Annotated in this window: 14 protein-coding genes; 12 read left to right on the forward strand and 2 right to left on the reverse strand. The window is 36.5% G+C overall.

What is annotated here, in order from left to right; genetic code table 11:
• Window positions 1–18 precede the first annotated feature (18 nt).
• The 5 genes from tagD to AC6UDE_RS02850 all read left to right on the forward strand — a co-directional run bounded on the left by tagD (window position 19) and on the right by AC6UDE_RS02850 (window position 6,531).
• Window positions 19–429 (forward strand): glycerol-3-phosphate cytidylyltransferase, encoded by a 411-nt coding sequence (gene tagD / locus AC6UDE_RS02830; RefSeq protein WP_500693590.1) that lies wholly within the window; start codon window positions 19–21, stop codon window positions 427–429.
• Between the two features lie 59 nt (window positions 430–488).
• Complete coding sequence (locus tag AC6UDE_RS02835) at window positions 489–1,364, forward strand: hypothetical protein (protein WP_500696555.1); 876 nt, start codon at window positions 489–491, stop codon at window positions 1,362–1,364.
• A gap of 9 nt (window positions 1,365–1,373) precedes the next feature.
• Window positions 1,374–3,398: a CDP-glycerol glycerophosphotransferase family protein gene (locus tag AC6UDE_RS02840; RefSeq protein WP_500696556.1), complete on the forward strand. Its 2,025-nt coding sequence runs from the start codon at window positions 1,374–1,376 to the stop codon at window positions 3,396–3,398.
• Between the two features lie 75 nt (window positions 3,399–3,473).
• The gene (locus AC6UDE_RS02845) at window positions 3,474–5,051 is read left to right on the forward strand and encodes a peptide chain release factor 3 (RefSeq protein WP_500696557.1); all 1,578 of its coding nucleotides are present in this window, start codon (window positions 3,474–3,476) and stop codon (window positions 5,049–5,051) included.
• Window positions 5,052–5,109: 58 nt separating this feature from the next.
• Window positions 5,110–6,531, forward strand: coding sequence for a C69 family dipeptidase (locus AC6UDE_RS02850; protein ID WP_500696558.1), 1,422 nt, complete (start codon window positions 5,110–5,112; stop codon window positions 6,529–6,531).
• A 30-nt stretch (window positions 6,532–6,561) separates the two neighbouring features.
• Here the strand turns inward: AC6UDE_RS02850 and AC6UDE_RS02855 are convergent, their stop codons facing one another.
• Both AC6UDE_RS02855 and AC6UDE_RS02860 read right to left on the reverse strand, forming a co-directional pair.
• Window positions 6,562–7,425, reverse strand: coding sequence for a MucBP domain-containing protein (locus tag AC6UDE_RS02855; RefSeq protein ID WP_500696559.1), 864 nt, complete (start codon window positions 7,423–7,425; stop codon window positions 6,562–6,564).
• A 90-nt stretch (window positions 7,426–7,515) separates the two neighbouring features.
• Window positions 7,516–9,531, reverse strand: coding sequence for an ATP-dependent Clp protease ATP-binding subunit (locus tag AC6UDE_RS02860; protein ID WP_500696560.1), 2,016 nt, complete (start codon window positions 9,529–9,531; stop codon window positions 7,516–7,518).
• A 163-nt stretch (window positions 9,532–9,694) separates the two neighbouring features.
• Between AC6UDE_RS02860 and ykzS the strand changes: the two genes are divergently transcribed.
• The 7 genes from ykzS to AC6UDE_RS02895 all read left to right on the forward strand — a co-directional run bounded on the left by ykzS (window position 9,695) and on the right by AC6UDE_RS02895 (window position 17,454).
• Window positions 9,695–9,889, forward strand: coding sequence for a protein YkzS (ykzS, locus tag AC6UDE_RS02865; protein WP_500695201.1), 195 nt, complete (start codon window positions 9,695–9,697; stop codon window positions 9,887–9,889).
• A gap of 113 nt (window positions 9,890–10,002) precedes the next feature.
• Window positions 10,003–10,269 (forward strand): phosphocarrier protein HPr, encoded by a 267-nt coding sequence (locus tag AC6UDE_RS02870; protein ID WP_500693598.1) that lies wholly within the window; start codon window positions 10,003–10,005, stop codon window positions 10,267–10,269.
• 1 nt (window position 10,270) lies between these two features.
• A complete protein-coding gene (ptsP, locus tag AC6UDE_RS02875) occupies window positions 10,271–12,001 on the forward strand; it encodes a phosphoenolpyruvate--protein phosphotransferase (protein ID WP_500696561.1) in 1,731 nt (576 codons plus the stop codon).
• 102 nt (window positions 12,002–12,103) lie between these two features.
• Complete coding sequence (locus tag AC6UDE_RS02880) at window positions 12,104–13,288, forward strand: glycosyltransferase family 4 protein (protein ID WP_500696562.1); 1,185 nt, start codon at window positions 12,104–12,106, stop codon at window positions 13,286–13,288.
• 12 nt (window positions 13,289–13,300) lie between these two features.
• Window positions 13,301–14,323, forward strand: a complete 1,023-nt coding sequence (locus AC6UDE_RS02885) for a glycosyltransferase family 4 protein (RefSeq protein WP_500693601.1) — start codon at window positions 13,301–13,303, stop codon at window positions 14,321–14,323.
• 4 nt (window positions 14,324–14,327) lie between these two features.
• Window positions 14,328–15,392 (forward strand): lysylphosphatidylglycerol synthase transmembrane domain-containing protein, encoded by a 1,065-nt coding sequence (locus tag AC6UDE_RS02890; protein WP_500693602.1) that lies wholly within the window; start codon window positions 14,328–14,330, stop codon window positions 15,390–15,392.
• Between the two features lies 1 nt (window position 15,393).
• Window positions 15,394–17,454: an LTA synthase family protein gene (locus tag AC6UDE_RS02895; protein ID WP_500696563.1), complete on the forward strand. Its 2,061-nt coding sequence runs from the start codon at window positions 15,394–15,396 to the stop codon at window positions 17,452–17,454.
• Window positions 17,455–17,861 lie beyond the last annotated feature (407 nt).

Raw genomic sequence — 17,861 nt, forward strand, 5'->3', positions numbered from 1 at the left:
CTTCTGACAGGAGATATTATGACGAAAGTAATTACGTATGGCACATTTGATCTGCTTCACAAGGGTCATGTGCGTTTATTAAAACGTGCTCGTGAATTAGGTGATTCATTGACGGTCGGTCTTTCGACGGATGAGTTTAATGCCGTAAAGGGGAAACGTGCTTATAATTCTTATGAGGATCGTAAGTACATTTTAGACGCTATCCGCTACGTTGACGAAGTAATTCCTGAAAAGGGATGGAACCAGAAGATTCAAGATATTAAAGATCATAAGATTGATATCTTTGTTATGGGTGACGATTGGAAGGGTAAGTTTGACTTTCTTAAAGAGTATTGTAAAGTGATTTATTTGCCGCGAACCCAAGGAATTTCAACGTCTAAGATCAAGTCTGATTTAGGCGTCACGAGCCAAAAGGATTGGAAAGATTAGTTTAAGTCCCAGGATTCTTCGTTTTATTTCTTAGAATGTTTTAGTTTAAGGGGAGCAAAATGAAACAAGCACTTTTTTTGGTAACTTCAGTTCATGGAGCTGAAAAGCCCCGATTTAAAGAACGATTGGAAAGAATGATCGATGACGGGAATTCAGTTAAAGTTGTAATTTCCATTTTAAACTATGATCAATCACAGTACGTGGCCACTTTGATTAGGAAGTTATCTGATTCTTTTCATCAGCAAGTGCAATTAGAAATCATCCAATTGTTTGACGTTTTTAGTAAACAACGTGGAATTTTTGATCAAAATCATGATTTAAATAACGATTTAACCCAATTTGACGTTCACGACAGAGTGGTTAAGGGTCAGTCCGTTCAAGTCTACAGTAACCATAATGGGGTGGTTCGAGCTGAACGAAAGGAAATTTTGGCTGGGTCAGGTTTATTCAAAGTGATCTTTTATGATGGACCCTACGTTAGTAAAACGATTTATTATGACAATCATGATAACGCTACTGCTGTTTTCAAACGGATTAATGATGAACATCAAGTAATTAAATTTTTAAATCAACGTGGTGACGTGGCATGTCGGGTGGATCAAAGTAACGGTGGAGCAGCTCAGATTTTTTATCTTAGTAAAACCTCGGTTGTTTCACCTCCAGAAACAAGTTTAAAGATTGCTAGACCAACTAGTGATTTAATCGATTATGATGTTAATCTTGGTAATTTGAAGTATTTGTCTAAAGGTTCAGATGCTCGATCATATGTCATTTCAGACTATGGCAATGCAAGCCGTTATAGTGATATTTCAGCATTTAACGTTGCTTTAGTTAATAAGTATGCTGAAGGTAAGGAGACTACCATTTTTATCGATTTGGATGATATGGTTAACTTTTCTAAATATCTTGGTCAAAACGTGATTTTCAACTATTAAGGAGAAATAATGCGAGCAATACTTTCTAACGTTATACCAAAACAAACAAAGTTGAAAATTGAATTTGAGTTAATTAATCCTAGTTACGCTGATGAAGATGCAACTGTTACTTTGATTGAAAAAGAAAGCTTAGCCTCAATCACCGTCCCTATTCTTAAAGGGGATGTAAGTGGCAATGAGGCAGCAATTATAATTGATCCAAATAAATTTCACTTTGACTCCGTCGGACAGGATGAATTTGAATGGCAACTCTATTATTCGTGTGGTAATAGTGACCGTCGAACCCTTATTCAAGTTGAAAGTGAATACGTGAGTGCCGTTCGGCGGATTGGGTTAAATGCTTATTATCAATATGAGATTGACCCCTCTGGCATGGCGGTCTTTTATGTCAGAACGAACCGATCTAAAAAGCAATTTGTGATGAACTCGGTTAATTTGCTTGGTGGCGGTAATTTACGATTAACGGGGTTTAACCACATTGACGGTAAAAAACTTGATCAGATGGCAATTATGATTAAGCAAGCAAGTGATCAAAGCAAACGACTTTATCCGATTACCGATTCACCTTTTCAAGGGATTTTTGCGATTACCATTCCGCTTAAAGAGCTAAAGGATGAAGATACATATCGTTTGTATATCAGGTATAATTATCATGGTAAGCATTTTCAGCAAAGATTGGTGATGGATGTTTCGCTTTCATCGTTTAAAACCGTTTCTCACTTAGGTGATAATCGTGAATTAGTATTAAAAGCGGGAAAGCAAGGTCAACTTCGTGTTATTAAAAGAAGACGGCCGTCTCCTACAAAAAGACTTACTAAGTTTTACGGAAAAGCTAAGCATTTGTGGAAATCGTTTAAAATCTTATTAAGTAAAGTTAATCGTTTGCGCTTACGAAAGTTGTTTAAACGGGGGCATACACCATTTGCTACTACGACGATCGTGTTTGAGAGCTTTGGTGGACGTCAGGTGAGTGATAGTCCTTATGCTATCTATCAGGTGTTTAAAAAATTACATCCTAAGATTAACTTTGTGTGGTCCATTCAAAAGTCACAAAAGCAATTTTGTAAAGACCATAACATTAACTATGTAATTAAAAATACGGGACGTTGGGTTCGTACCATGGGAAAGGCTAAGGTATGGATTAGCAATGCTAGATTTCCTGCCTGGGTCGTTAAACCAGACTATGTAACGTATGTTCAAACTTGGCATGGCACACCATTAAAGAAGTTAGGGTTAGATATTGAACGAGTTTCAATGCCTGGTACGACAACCAATAAGTACCATGATAACTTTGTTAAAGAAGCTAATCGTTGGGATGCATTGATTTCACCAAATGATTTTTCAACCAAGGTCTTTAGAAGTGCCTTCGGGTATGAAAACAAGATTTTAAAGGTGGGATATCCAAGAAATGATGAATTGATTAACGGGAATAATCCTACTGAGATTAATAAGATTAAGGATCGATTGGGAATCCCACGGGACAAGAAAGTTGTCCTATATGCTCCTACTTACCGAGATAATCAGTTTGAGAGCAAGGGGAAATATACTTTTAAGCTACCGTTTAGTTTGGAAGAGTTCAAACAACACTTTGGAAGTGATACTGTCCTAATTCTACGGATGCACTACTTGATTTCGAATGCATTAGACGTCTCTGATTACAAAGGGTTCGTCTATGACCTATCGAACTATTCCAACATTTCTGATTTATATTTAATTTCAGATTTGCTGGTAACCGACTATTCCTCAGTCTTTTTTGACTACGCCTACCTTAAACGGCCAATTTTGTTCTATCCTTATGACTATCACGTGTATAAGGATGAGTTGCGTGGCTTTTACTTGAATTATGAACGAGATTTGCCTGGAAGGATCGTCTATGATTCTGATGAGTTAATGAAGGGAATCTCAACTGATTTAAAAGACGAAAATGTTGAAAACGATCCTAAATTTATGCAATTTTACAATCGCTTCTGTCGGATTAACGATGGACTTAGTTCGATTAAGACGATTGATTATGTAATGCAACAAATTCGTTAAAAATAATCCGGAGCTTTCCGGATTTTTTGTTTGTTTGATGGTATACAATTAATCTATAACAGAAAGGAAGTAAAGATGAAAAAAGCAGACCTAGAAAAAGAAGTCGATAAACGAAGAACGTTTGCCATTATTTCCCATCCTGATGCTGGGAAAACCACTATCACCGAACAGCTACTCCTCTTTGGTGGGATTGTTCGGGAAGCTGGAACCGTTAAGGCTAAAAAAAGTGGAAATTTTGCTAAGTCAGATTGGATGGAAATTGAACAGAAGCGTGGAATTTCAGTTACTAGTTCGGTTATGCAGTTCGATTATCAGGGAAAAAGGATTAACATTCTTGATACACCGGGACATGAAGATTTTTCAGAAGACACATACCGAACTCTTATGGCAGTGGATTCTGCCGTGATGGTGATTGACGCCGCTAAGGGAATTGAACCGCAAACTAAAAAGTTATTTAAAATTTGTAAAATGCGTGGAATTCCAATTTTTACTTTCATGAATAAGCTTGATCGTGATAGCAAGGATCCCATGGAATTAATCGATCAATTGGAAGATGTACTGGGAATTGAGGCTTATCCGATGAACTGGCCCATTGGCTCTGGTCGAATTTTAAAGGGGCTGTACGACCGTTATGATCATCGAGTTGAACTTTATAAACCAGAAGCGGATGGTCAGAACTTTATTAAACTAGATGATGATGGCAATCTTATTGGAGATAACTCACTAGCAGACGATAGCATTTATCAAGATGCTAGAAGTGAAATGGATTTAATCTCTGAAGCTGGGAATCAATTTAGCAGAGAAAAAATTGCCAAGGGTGATCAAACACCAGTCTTCTTTGGCTCAGCGTTGGTTAACTTTGGGGTTAAAACTTTTTTAGACGCTTATTTGAAGCTCTCACCAGTTCCAGGTCCTCACAAAACTCTTCAAGGAAATGAAATTGAGCCAACAGCACCAGAATTTTCTGGATTTGTGTTTAAGATTCAGGCTAATATGAATCCACGTCATCGTGATCGAATTGCCTTTGTACGAATTTGCTCTGGTGAATTTCAAAAAGGCATGGATGTTACCCTTGATCGTACCCGGAAGCCGATCCGTTTATCAAACGTTACTGAATTTATGGCTAATACGCGTGAAAACGTTCAAACAGCGGTTGCTGGAGATATTATTGGTCTTTATGATACTGGTAATTTTCAGATTGGCGACACCATTTATACCGGCAAAAAACCGATTGCGTTTGAAAAGCTGCCACAGTTCACTCCAGAACTATTTATGAGAGTTTCAGCCAAAAACGTTATGAAGCAGAAGTCGTTTCATAAGGGCATTCAACAATTAGTACAAGAGGGAGCCATTCAGCTCTACACTAATTACAGCACGGGACAGTATATCTTGGGAGCAGTTGGTCAGCTTCAGTTTGAAGTATTTCAGTTTCGAATGAAAAATGAATATAACTCAGATGTTGTGATGGAACCAATGGGGCATAAAATTGCCCGGTGGATTGACCCTGACCAGCTGGACGAAAAGATGTCTTCGTCTAGAAATATTTTAGTACGGGATCAAAAGGGGGATCCGTTATTCCTTTTTGAAAATGAGTTTGCAGAACGCTGGTTTAAAGATAAATATCCTGATGTCAAGTTAACTGCCAAGCTTTAGGATTGAATTGACGTAATATTCGATATAAACTAGTTTTTGTGAAAGGTGGATATGAATTATGAAAAAGTTAAGTGCTTGTACCAGTGTGATGGTTGGTAAAGACGCTAGTGTTGATGGGTCAACGATGATTTCTAGAAATGATGATACCTTTTTACCATTAACTCCTCAACGTTTTTATGTTCAACCTGCATATCATAACGAGGACAAAGTTTGGAAATCCAACCAAAACGGCTTTACTGCTCCAATGCCAAAGTCGGGTTACCGAATTTTGATGACACCGAACGCTGACGTTAAAAAAGAAGGCGTTTATGCTGAAAGTGGATTTAATGAAAAGAATGTTGCAATGAGTGCCACTGAAAGTGTTTATGGAAACGAGCATGCTTTAGCTCATGATCCGCTTGTTCAGCATGGATTAGCTGAAGATTCTTTACAATCGATGGTTCTCCCTTACATTAATTCTGCAAGGGATGGAGTTGCCTATCTTGGAAATTTAATCAAAAAGTATGGTTCACCAGAGGGAAATGGGGTCCTTTTTAGTGACAAGAACGAAGTCTGGTATATGGAGATCGTTACTGGTCACCACTGGGTTGCACAACGAATTCCTGACGATTGTTATGCGGTCGTAGCAAATGAGGTTGCGATTCAACAGGTTGATTTTGATGATCCAGAGAACTTTATGTATTCCGATGGGTTACAAGAGTTTGTTGAAAAGTACCAGTTAAATCCTGATAAAGAGGGATTTAACTTTCGACATATCTTTGGGACTCATAATGAATTTGATCACCATTACAACACACCTCGAGTTTGGTATGGGCAAAAGGTGCTGAATCCCGAGATTGAGCAGGAGCCAACCTCAAATGATCTCCCGTTTATTAGAAAAGCAAGCCGTAAAATTGAAGTTAGTGACGTTCAGTTTATTTTGAGTTCTCATTATAACGAGACCAAATATGATCCATTGGCTAAAGATCCAAAAGAATCGAATACTCAATTTAGACCAATTTCAATGAATCGAACCCAAAATTCACATGTTCTGCAAATTAGAAATGATGTAAGTGATAAATGTTCGGCAATTATGTGGCTAAATTTTGGAATTCCCGCCTTTAGTCCATATGTTCCTTTTTTTGCTAACGTTGACGAGACTGATCCAAGTTATGAGGTTACTCCTCTCACGATGGATGATAAGAGCGCATACTGGATGTATCGTAAACTATCGATGATCGTTGAATCTCATTACAGTAATTTTATTCAACAGGATCGTGATTTTAAGAAACATGCTAACGAGTTATTTTTAGGGCATATATCAGATACGATGGGTCAAGCTGCTAATATGAATGATCAGGACGCATCTGAATTTTTGAAAGATCAGAATCAGCAATTGGTCAAAGAAATGAGGAGTCGAACCTATCAATTTATGCATGAATTGATGGAAAAGGGTCTTACACTCTCTAAATTGACGTATAACATGGATAAAAATTTGTAAAAAATCCCACTCAATAAGAGTGGGATTTTTTTAGGTTAGACGTTTGTCATTGTTATGGGTACGAATCGTGGATCGCTTTTTGATCCATTGTGATCCGCCGAGATTTAACCAATCATCTTGATTAGTTCGAATTTCTGTAAAGACACGCCAAGTTGATCCAGCTGGCAAAATTTGATCGTATCTTTGCTTTTGCACGGGTGAATCATAAACGGAAGTGGGGATTTTCATTTTGACTAAATAATTGACTGACTGAACCACTTTCCAGTTAGAACGTCGGTAATATAAGATGATATTTTTGGTTTTATTTGTGAATTGACCGGTTAAGTCACCAACCGATAGGTGAAGCTGGTAGTTAGGAATCACAGGAGACTTTAGTGTAAACTGCTGGTTTAATGGACCATTCACGATTTTGGGAGGGAGAAGCAAGCGAAATGAATCAAAATCAAAGCAGTAAACGCTAACTGGTTGGCCTAACTTAGGGATGTAATGAAACTTGATTAGTTGTTTTTTTGCTTGCATTTTTTTAGTCATTCCATCAACACTAACTAATATGTAGTTTTTTATTTTGGGAACGATGAAATTAATTGGATCGCCAACTGAACCACTAATGATTTCAGTTGATTTTAATTGATTCCCGTTTTGATCGACAAATTCCATAAAAACTGTACTTGGGGTTCTGATAACCTCTTTTTTAGGAGTTGATTGATGATTTTCGGCAGGTAATGGAGTGGTGGTATGAATTGATTTTGGCTTGTTTAAAGAAATTTCGGATGGATCTATGGAGGTTGTCGTCTTTTTAACGTTGTTTTGTCTGATTGGTCTTTTCATCCGATGTTTTGAATGCTTGTAGTTATGATTATTTTTTGAAAAGATTTTTTTCATCCAATTAAACATAATTTTCCTCCAAAGATGGTTTATATTGATTTTACCATTTCTGGAAATAAAAAAAGACCTGGATTAGAATTCTAATCTAAGTCTCTTTCACTACTTAGTACTAATAACGATATTGTTGTTCTTGTCTGTATCAGCAACAAGATTGTTAGTTTCTGGATGATTCAAGAAGTAGTCGGCCGTTTGGTCTTCTAACTGTTCTTGAATTACTCGTCGAAGCGGACGGGCACCCATTGACGGATTGTAACCGAGTTCGACAATTTTTGCTTTGGCCGATTTGGAAACATCAATGTGAACGTTTCTTGACGCTAACATGTTATTCATATCTTTAATCATCAGATCGACAATTTGGTTTAAGTTATCTTTAGAAAGTTGATTGAATTCAACGATGTCATCAAAACGATTGAGAAATTCAGGCTTGAAATAAAGTCCTAATTTATCCATCACAGAATGAGTTTTACCAGTTGCTTCTGGTGTAAACCCAACGCTTGCTTCGGCATCGCTTCCGGCGTTACTAGTCATAATGATGACAGTGTCCTTAAAGGAAACCGTTCGGCCTTGTGAGTCAGTCAAACGACCGTCATCTAAGATTTGTAAGAATGTGTGAAGAACGTCTGGATGAGCTTTTTCAACTTCATCTAACAGAATCAAGCTGTAAGGATTACGACGGACTTTTTCGGTTAATTGGCCAGCTTCATCGTATCCAACGTAGCCAGGCGGTGAACCAATCAATTTAGCAACTGATTGTGGTTCACGATACTCTGACATGTCAAATCGAATCATTGAATCTTCGGATCCAAATAATTCTTTGGCAAGTTGTTTAGCCATCTCAGTCTTACCAATCCCAGTGGATCCAACGAATAGGAATGAACCAATCGGACGACCGCTACCATTAAAACCAATTCGATTTCGTTTAATGGCTTTAGCAACTGAATCAACAGCCTTGTCCTGTCCGATCACATGTTGCTTTAAATTTGGAGCTAAGTCCTTTAATTGTTGTTGTTCTTTGGTTTGTAGTTCTCCAACTGGGATATTGGTCATTTCTTCAACAACTTGTTGCATATCCTTTTCGGTAACGGTGTTGTGTTTCTCACTTGTAGCACCCTTATCCTTATTTTGATGAAGTCGTTTGATCTTATCACGGTAGTAAGCGGCCTGTTCGTAGTCTTCTTTATCTAAAGCCGTCTTCTTTTCATTTTCAGCACTGTCAATCTCTTTGTCAATTGTTTTTGGATCAACAATGTTTAAAGTTAAATTCTTTCTGGAACCAGTTTCATCAAGTAAATCAATTGCCTTGTCCGGAAGGTAACGATCACTGATATAACGATCTGAAAGGGTAGCTGCCGCTTTCACTGCTTGATCAGTATACTTGACTAGATGATAGTTTTCATAACGATTTTGTAGACCCTTTAGAATCTTGGTGGACTGATCAACCGTTGGTTCTTTGACCATGATTGGTTGAAGTCGTCTTGAAAGAGCAGAGTCTTTTTCAATGTCACGGTATTCTTTTAGGGTGGTTGCTCCAATTAATTGAAAGTCCCCACGAGCAAGAGCGGGTTTTAAGACGTTACCTGCGTCCATGCCACCTTCAGCATTACCTGCACCCATGATTTCATGAATTTCATCAATGAATAAGATGATGTTACGGTTTGACTGAACCTCTTTAATTAATTGTTGCATTCGCTTTTCAAATTGACCACGAATACCTGTGCCTTGAACCATTGAAACCATGTCTAATTGAATTACCTGTTTGTTTTGAAGTTTTTCTGGAACAGTACCATCAGCAATTTTTTGAGCGAGACCCTCAACGATTGCTGTTTTTCCAACTCCGGCTTCACCAATCAAGACTGGGTTATTCTTGCCTCTACGATTTAAAACTTCGATTGCTCGAGCCGTTTCTTTATCACGACCGATTACTGGGTCAAGTTTTCCGGCTTTAGCTTTTTTAGTTAAATCAGTTCCGTAAGTTGAAAGAATTGATTTTGAACCATTTCGGCCGTTGCCGCGTCCACTTTGTGGTGGAACTTGATAATCATTGACTTGGCCATTTTGCATGGCACGAAGAAAGTCATCTAGACTACCAAATCCGTATGAACCTTGTCCTTCCATAGTTTAAGCCTCCTTTTGCTTAACTAAATTGTCAGACGAAAGTCTGACCTTTATTGACCATTCATGAATATTATACGCACTAATAACATTCAATCAAGTATTTTGACTGATCTAGAAATTATTTTAATGTGGTAACATTGAAACCGATTAGGAGGCAATAATTATGGATAAAAACGAAAATGACTTTACCGGACTCTTAAACCAATTAAAGGATGGAAAAATCAAAGATTTGACGGTTGAACCAAAGGATTTTCCGAAATTTCAGCAGGCTTTTATGAGCTTTCCAACACGGAAAAGAATCGTAGGGAAAGCCAGCGAAAAGGGCATTTTAACCTATCATTATTCGTCTGAAAATTAGCGTCATAACAATTATGTAAGCGATTTATGATAATTACTTGTTTTTTAGATGATAAATTGATATTCTTAAACTGTAAATAGAGTTAAATAAACGATTAAAGGAGTGCGTTCATTATGGAGAAACGTCAATTCAAAATCACGGCAGAAACTGGCATTCATGCTCGTCCAGCAACTTTGTTAGTTCAGACCGCTAGCAAATTTGATTCAAATATTAGTCTTGAATATGGTGATAAATCTGTAAACTTAAAATCAATCATGGGTGTTATGTCATTAGGAGTTGGCCAAGGTGCTGATATTACTATTTCAGCCGATGGTGACGATGCTAAAGAAGCCCTTGATGCAATTGCTAAAACCATGAAAGATGAAGGATTGATCGACTAATATGACTACCTTTAAGGGTATTGGTGTTAGTGATGGGATCGCATTTGGAAAAGCTTATTGTTTAACTAAACCAGATTTAACTTTTAATAAAGAAGCCTTTTTGGGTATAGACGAAGAAAAAGCACGCCTTAAAAAAACGTTTCAAGATACCAAAACTACTATTATAAAAATCAAACAAAGTAATAGAGTTGAAATGGCTAAAAAATATCTTGATATTTTAGATTTTTATTTAGAAGTTTTATCTGATCCAGAGTTGATTAATGAGGTTAAAAGAGTCATAACAGAAGAAAAAAAGAATGCTGCATTTGCATTGAATCGTGTATTCAATCAATATGCAGCTATTTTTTTGAATATGAATGATCCGTATTTAAGGGAACGGGTTCATGATATTGAAGATATCAGAGACCAGCTTTTGGGACATCTACTTGGCGTCGATACTCCCGATCTATCACTTATTAACCAGCCAGTTATTATTGTTGCTAATTCCATTTCTCCAACTCAGATTGCACAAGTTCAAAAGAAAAATATTAAAGGGATTGTTACAGCTGTTGGAACCAAGAATTCTCATGCAGCCATTATATCTAGAAGTATGGACGTTCCAGCTGTACTAGGATTGCAGGACAGCCTAAATCATTTAAAAAATGATGAACAATTGATTGTTGACGGAAGTAATGGAAACGTTATTGAAAGTCCCAATTCAGATGAAATCGAGAAATTCCAGACAAAGCTTGAAAAATTTAGAAAACAAAAAAGGTCATGGGAAAAGTTCAAGGGCCAATCGACCAAGACATTAGATGAGCACCCTCTGCTATTGGGGGCTAATGTTAGTAACGAAAATGAAGTTGATAATGCTTTAGAAGTTGGGGCTGATTCAATTGGATTATTTCGTACCGAATACATTTACATGGATTCTGACCATCTCCCGAGCGAAGACGAACAATTTTTGATATACAAAAACATTGTTTCAAAAGTAAAAGGAAAGCAGTTAACTTTTAGGACAATGGATGTTGGTGGAGATAAACTAGTTAATTATTTGCCTAATATTTCCCATAATGAGACGAATCCCTTTCTTGGCTATCGTGCCATTCGTTATAGTTTAGGTGAAAGCAAGGTTTTTCGCACTCAAATCAGGGCACTCCTTAGATCTTCAGCTTATGGACCAATTCGGATCATGTTTCCTATGATATCAACGGTCTCAGAGCTGGATCAGGTTCTTTCGATTTACACTGAAGAACGCCAGAATTTGATTGATAGAGGAGTTAAACTTGGAGATGTTCAATTAGGAACGATGATTGAAGTTCCAGCGGCAGCAATTATGATTGATAAGATCATTTCAAGAGTAGATTTTGTAAGTATTGGCACTAATGATCTAGTTCAGTACACGGTTGCTGTTGATCGTTTAAATGAGCGTGTCTCCTATTTGTACCAAGCTTGTGATCCAGCCGTGCTTCGTTTAATTGAAAGGGTCGTTAGGATCGTTCATAACGCTTCTAAGACCGTGGGTGTTTGTGGTGAGGTTGCGTGTGATCCACAGGTGATTCCTTTTTTGATTGGGTTAGGAGTGGATGAATTATCAGCCACTCCAACTCAAATTTTAAAAACTAAAGCATATATTAGTAAAATTAATTCGAAATCAGCAAGTAAGTTAGCTGATAGTGTCGTTAAAAATGCAGATACCACTGGTGACGTTAATAAGATGATTGATGACTTTATCTCTAAGATGCCAGAGTAGATGGTTTACTTAGGTTTGAGTAGTTAGGCACAAAGTTGCAAACCATGCGGGAAACCCATATAATTACATTTGTTTAACGTTAAAGAGAGAGGGGAAAACAACGTGAATATTGGTTTGTTTACAGATACTTACTTTCCACAAGTTAGCGGAGTTGCTACGTCAATCAAAACGTTAAAAGATGAGTTAGAAAGGAGTGGAAATCATGTCTATATTTTTACTACAACTGATCCTAACGTTGAAAAAAATGATGACGATGAAAAAGACATTTACCGTTTTTCAAGTGTTCCCTTTATTTCTTTTACCGAAAGAAGAATCGCCGTCAGAGGAATATTTCAGGCTTATCAAATTGCTAAGCAATTAAAATTAGATATCGTTCATACCCAAACTGAATTTTCACTTGGAATTATCGGAAAGTTCGTTGCTAAAAATTTGAATATTCCTTGTATTCACACTTATCACACAATGTATGAAGATTATTTGCACTATGTTGCTAACGGCAAATTATTAAAACCAGTACACGTAAAAGAAATGATGTTAGCGTTTTGCCATCACATGGACGGTGTGGTGGCACCAAGTAAGCGTGTCTTGGACAAGCTTACTGATTATGGGGTTAAGAGTCCCATTCGAATTATTCCAACTGGGATTGACGTTAAGCATTATGAAGAAAATGACCATGTTGATATTAGAAAAAAATTAGGCATTAGTGATGAGACCCCATTGATGGTTTCCGTTAGTCGAGTTGCGTATGAAAAAAACATCTCCGAAATGATCGATGCACTACCTAAAATTTTGGATCAAGTTCCAAATGCTATGCTTGTAATTGTGGGTGAAGGACCTGCCGAAGATGATTTAATGAAGCAAGTGTCTGACATGAAACTTAACGACCATGTTATTTTCACCGGAGAAATTAATAATAATCATGTCAATGATTATTATCGAATGGCAGATGTTTTTGTTTCTACGTCTAATTCTGAGTCTCAGGGGTTAACGTACATTGAAGCAGTTGCTGCTGGCACCAAAGTTGTCGTTGCAAGAAGTCCGTACACCGATGACTTAATTGATGATAAATCAATTGGAATGACGTTTGAGTCAGAAGAAAGGTTTGTTTCTGAAACGGTGGATTATTTGCAACACCGAGGTGAATACCCCGATTCCGAAAATGTCCGTGAAGAGAAATTACACGAAATTTCAGCTGAGTATTTTGTGGATCAGATGTTGAGCTTTTATGATGATACAATCAAAGAGTTTGATCGAACTAAAGCTAAGCAAACTAACACATCTGACTGAGGAGTTTTGTTGATGTTAAAGATCGATATGTTTTCAACTGCTGACAAAGTAAAAGGTCAAGGAGTTGGTAGTGCATACATTGAGTTAATTAAGATGTTAAAGAAACATTTTCCAAACGAGTTTGACATTGAGATTAATAAATTTAATCAAGCGAACATTAGTCATTATCACACCATTAATCCAACGTTTTATTTGTCTACATTTTCAAAAAAAATGGGACGAAAGATTGGATACGTTCATTTTTTGCCGGAAACGCTTGAGGGGAGTTTAAAAATTCCTACTCCATTTCGACAAATTTTTTATAAGTATGTAATTGCCTTTTATAAACGGATGGATCATATTGTCGTTGTAAATCCAACTTTTATACCTAAACTTGAAAAATATGGGATTGATAAAAAGAAAATTACATATATTCCAAATTTTGTAAGTAAAAAAGAATTTTATCCGGTTTCAAAGAGCCAGAAAGAAGCTCTTAGAAGTAGTTATGGTTATCAAACAAAACGGTTTACGGTGCTCGGAACCGGTCAAGTTCAGACCAGAAAGGGCGTTCTTGATTTTGGTAAATTAGCAATGCAAAATCCAAACGTTCAATTTGTTTGGGCAGGAGGATTTTCATTTGGAAAAATGACAGCTGGATATTCTGAGTTGAAAGAATTGGTTGATAATCCACCTCAAAACCTGAGTTTTCCCGGAATCGTTGATCGTAAAGAATTAGTAAATTATTATAATATGGCTGATTTATTTCTTTTACCGTCGTATAATGAGTTATTCCCGATGTCTGTTTTAGAGGCATTCTCGTGTGGAATTCCTGTTATGTTGCGGGATTTATCCCTTTATAAAAAAATTATTGACGGGTATTACATTTCAGCAAATAATGAGGCTGAAATGGATAAAAAACTTAAGATGTTGTTAAATGATCCTAAGCTTCTGAAAGCATATGCTGAAAAATCACTTAAAGCATCTGATTATTATTCCGAGGATCATCTAGCCAAGATTTGGCATGATTTTTATTTTGACCAGGCGAAAAAGGGGTAATTGAATGTCCAGGAGAAATAAAGTCTCACTACTTATCATGATTGCCCTTGGATTACTTATTTCATGGTATGCAGCTAGAGACATTAAGTTTAGCGTTCTTATAAGAGATATTGTTGAGATTAATCCATGGTGGTTATTAGTTGCTTTAGGGTGCATTTTGCTTTATTTTGCTCTTGAATCCGTGATTACTTACATGTTAGTTCGAAATAGTGATCCTAATTTTACTTTTCGGGATGCAATCCGGGTACCCTTAGTGGAGCAACTTTTTAATGGGATCACTCCGTTTTCATCTGGTGGTCAACCGGCTCAACTATTTGTTTTAATTCAATCGGGAGTTGATGGTGGTCGGGCTAGTTCTGCACTACTTATGAAGTTTGTTGTTTACCAAGCCATGATAGTAATTAATTTTTTTATTGCGTTAATAATCGGTTTTAACTACGTTATTGATAAAATGCACGCCCTGGCATGGTTTGTTGTGTTCGGATTTGGAATTCACATGTTTGTGATCGTTTCACTACTTATGATCATGTATTGGCATTCATTTACTAAAAAATTTGTTAATATTTGTATCAAACCAGTGAAATGGTTTGTAAAAGATGCTACATTTTATAAGTTAGTAAATACATTAAATAAGAAGATTGATAACTTTTATAAAGAGAGTGTGAGAATTGGTCACCAAGGGAAGTTGATGGCTAAAATATTCATAATCACTTTTTTTCAGTTGCTTTTTTATTACTTAATTCCCTACTTTATTATGCTTTCGTTAGGTTATACCAATGCTAATGTGGTAATGGTAACCAGTCTCCACATTTTGATTGTGATGATTATCTCGATTTTTCCCATTCCTGGAGGAGCAGGTGGAGCTGAGTATAGCTTTGAGATGATTTTTAGAAGTTATATTACTAATGGAAGTAAGCTAGTACTTGCGATGATCCTGTGGCGGATTCTTACGTATTACTTAGGTTTGATTTTGGGAGCCTTTGCCCTCGTGATGAAGCCAAGTAAAAAGGCACAAAAGAATAGGAAAATACTAAAAAGCGAAAGTCATAAGAGTTTTGGAGGAAACTAGAATGTCTCGAATATTAAAAAGCATTCGTAATTTTTTTAATACTACTATCGGTTTCTTCGTGCTGGTAGTCGTTTTATATTGGATAACTACTTTGGTTGTTTATAACGTCGACTTTAGTTTGGGTGTTAAGGGTGGCATGCAAACCTTTTTGATGATTGTTAATCCAATTCCATCAGGACTGCTCTTGTTTGGGATTGCTTTGTACTTTCGTGGCAAGCTTTCTTATTGGCTGATGCTAATAATTGATTTTCTACAGTCGACTTGGATGTTTGCTAATGTTTTATATTATCGAGAATTCTCTGACTTCTTGTCAATTGGTATTATTAAAGGAACCGGAGACGTCCAAAATAATTTGGGCAAGAGTATGATGGAAATTCTTCATCCAACGGATTTTTTGATTTATTTGGATGTTGTGGTTTTAATCTTACTATTAGTCTTCAGGATTATTAAAATCGATTACCGTCCCTTTAAGTATCGCTATGCCATTGGAATTACTTTACTTTCGATTTTGCTTATGGGGGGAGAATATTCTCTTGCTAATTCGGATCGGAGTGGTCTTTTAACTCGGACGTTTGACAATAATTATATCGTTAAGTATTTAGGCTTAAATGAATATGCTGCCTTTAATGCATATCAAACTCACCAAGAGAGTTCCACTCGAGCGAAGGCGAAAGCTTCAGATTTGAATAGTGTCAAGAAATTTATTAATCAACATCAGACGTATCCAAGCGTTAAATATTTTGGGAAAGAAAAAGGTAAAAACGTTTTTATTATTCATTTGGAGAGTTTTCAACAGTTCTTAATCAACTATAAAGTTGATGGACAGGAAGTTACTCCGAATATTAATAAGTTTTATAGTGATAAGCATACGATTTCGTTTGATAACTTTTACCATCAAGTTGCTCAAGGTAAGACTTCAGATGCTGAAATGATGCTTGAAAATTCATTGTATGGATTGCCCCAGGGATCTGCGATGGTTACTTATGGTTCGCAGAATACTTTCCAGGCGGCTCCAGCAATTTTAGACCAAAAGGGTTATTCGACGGCTGTCTTTCATGGAGATGTTCCGAGCTTTTGGAATAGAGATAATACTTATAAGTCTTGGGGATATCAGTACTTCTTCGATAGCAACTACTATAAGAAGAAACCTTCGTATAATGTTGGATATGGAATGAAAGATAAGATTATGTTTAAAGATTCAGTTCCTTATCTTGAAAAGCTACCACAGCCGTTTTATGCCAAAATTATCACTTTGACTAATCATTATCCTTATGAATTAGATAAACAAAATGTTTCTTTTCCTGCTCTTAAAACGGGGGATAGTACCGTTGATCCTTATGTCCAAACGGCTCATTATTTAGATCAATCTTTTGGTGAGTTTGAAGCATATCTAAAAGCAACGGGATTAATGAAGAATAGTGTCATTGTTTTATACGGTGACCATTATGGGATTTCTAATAATCATCGTCCTGCAATTGCTAAGATGTTAGGTAAAAAGTCGGTTAATAACTATGATTTGGCTAACTTTCAGAAGGTGCCATTTATGATCCATGCTGATAATTTGGATGGGCACGTTGATCATACTTATGGTGGAGAAATCGATGTCTTACCAACGCTGCTTCATTTATTAGGAATTAAGAATGATGATATGATCCAGTTTGGACATGATTTGTTGGGGAATAATCCTAATCAAATTGTTCCATTTAGGGATGGAGATTTTGTAACTCCTAAATACACTAAGGTTGGGGGAACAATCTATGATTCTAAAACTGGTCAAGTTATTAAGCCGGATAAGCAACAACAACAGGAAGTAGATGGAATTCAGAACTATGTAACTAGTGATTTGTCTCTTTCTGATAGAGTTATCTATGGTGATTTACTTCGTTTCTATCATCCTAAAGGATTTAAGCCTGTGGATCGAAAAGACTATAATTATAAGCCGAAGAATGCAATGGAACAGTTGGATAAGGCTGACAAAGAACGTAAAACTGATCTAATTGATCAGAATGGTGGCAAATCCACGGTTCCGATGTATCATACTGATGCTCCTGAACTAAAATAATTAGAAAAAGCATTTAGATAAAGATCTAAGTGCTTTTTTTGTAAAAAAGTCTTGACGTAATTTTGTTTCCTTGGTATAGTAGTTCTTGTCGTTAAGTGCGCCAAAACAATTTGGTTAAAATTAGTCAAACTTTTCTATTGACAATAAATTAACCACATGGTATATTATTATATGCGGCGTTGAGGTACAATAAGACGACGTTGCGTCAGAGTAGATCTTTGAAAACTGAACAAGATTTTGATTACAAGTGTAAGGTAATTTTAAGTTGTAGAACTTAAAATTAAACATTTGCGAAGTCAATTCGCTTTTTAATTCTTTTGAAAAAGAATAACAACAAATAATAATGAGCTAGTAAAATTTCTCATTTCTAAAATGAGAGTTTGATCCTGGCTCAGGACGAACGCTGG

This window comes from Fructilactobacillus sp. X2R5C3, assembly GCF_059901325.1.

Excerpts from the sequence above, each read along its gene's own strand:
- tagD (WP_500693590.1), top strand. The coding sequence starts at position 19 with ATGACGAAAGTAATTACGTATGGCACATTTGATCTGCTTCACAAGGGT.
- AC6UDE_RS02835 (WP_500696555.1), top strand. The coding sequence starts at position 489 with ATGAAACAAGCACTTTTTTTGGTAACTTCAGTTCATGGAGCTGAAAAG.
- AC6UDE_RS02840 (WP_500696556.1), top strand. The coding sequence starts at position 1,374 with ATGCGAGCAATACTTTCTAACGTTATACCAAAACAAACAAAGTTGAAA.
- AC6UDE_RS02845 (WP_500696557.1), top strand. The coding sequence starts at position 3,474 with ATGAAAAAAGCAGACCTAGAAAAAGAAGTCGATAAACGAAGAACGTTT.
- AC6UDE_RS02850 (WP_500696558.1), top strand. The coding sequence starts at position 5,110 with ATGAAAAAGTTAAGTGCTTGTACCAGTGTGATGGTTGGTAAAGACGCT.
- AC6UDE_RS02855 (WP_500696559.1), bottom strand. The coding sequence starts at position 7,425 with ATGTTTAATTGGATGAAAAAAATCTTTTCAAAAAATAATCATAACTAC.
- AC6UDE_RS02860 (WP_500696560.1), bottom strand. The coding sequence starts at position 9,531 with ATGGAAGGACAAGGTTCATACGGATTTGGTAGTCTAGATGACTTTCTT.
- ykzS (WP_500695201.1), top strand. The coding sequence starts at position 9,695 with ATGGATAAAAACGAAAATGACTTTACCGGACTCTTAAACCAATTAAAG.
- AC6UDE_RS02870 (WP_500693598.1), top strand. The coding sequence starts at position 10,003 with ATGGAGAAACGTCAATTCAAAATCACGGCAGAAACTGGCATTCATGCT.
- ptsP (WP_500696561.1), top strand. The coding sequence starts at position 10,271 with ATGACTACCTTTAAGGGTATTGGTGTTAGTGATGGGATCGCATTTGGA.
- AC6UDE_RS02885 (WP_500693601.1), top strand. The coding sequence starts at position 13,301 with ATGTTAAAGATCGATATGTTTTCAACTGCTGACAAAGTAAAAGGTCAA.
- AC6UDE_RS02890 (WP_500693602.1), top strand. The coding sequence starts at position 14,328 with ATGTCCAGGAGAAATAAAGTCTCACTACTTATCATGATTGCCCTTGGA.
- AC6UDE_RS02895 (WP_500696563.1), top strand. The coding sequence starts at position 15,394 with ATGTCTCGAATATTAAAAAGCATTCGTAATTTTTTTAATACTACTATC.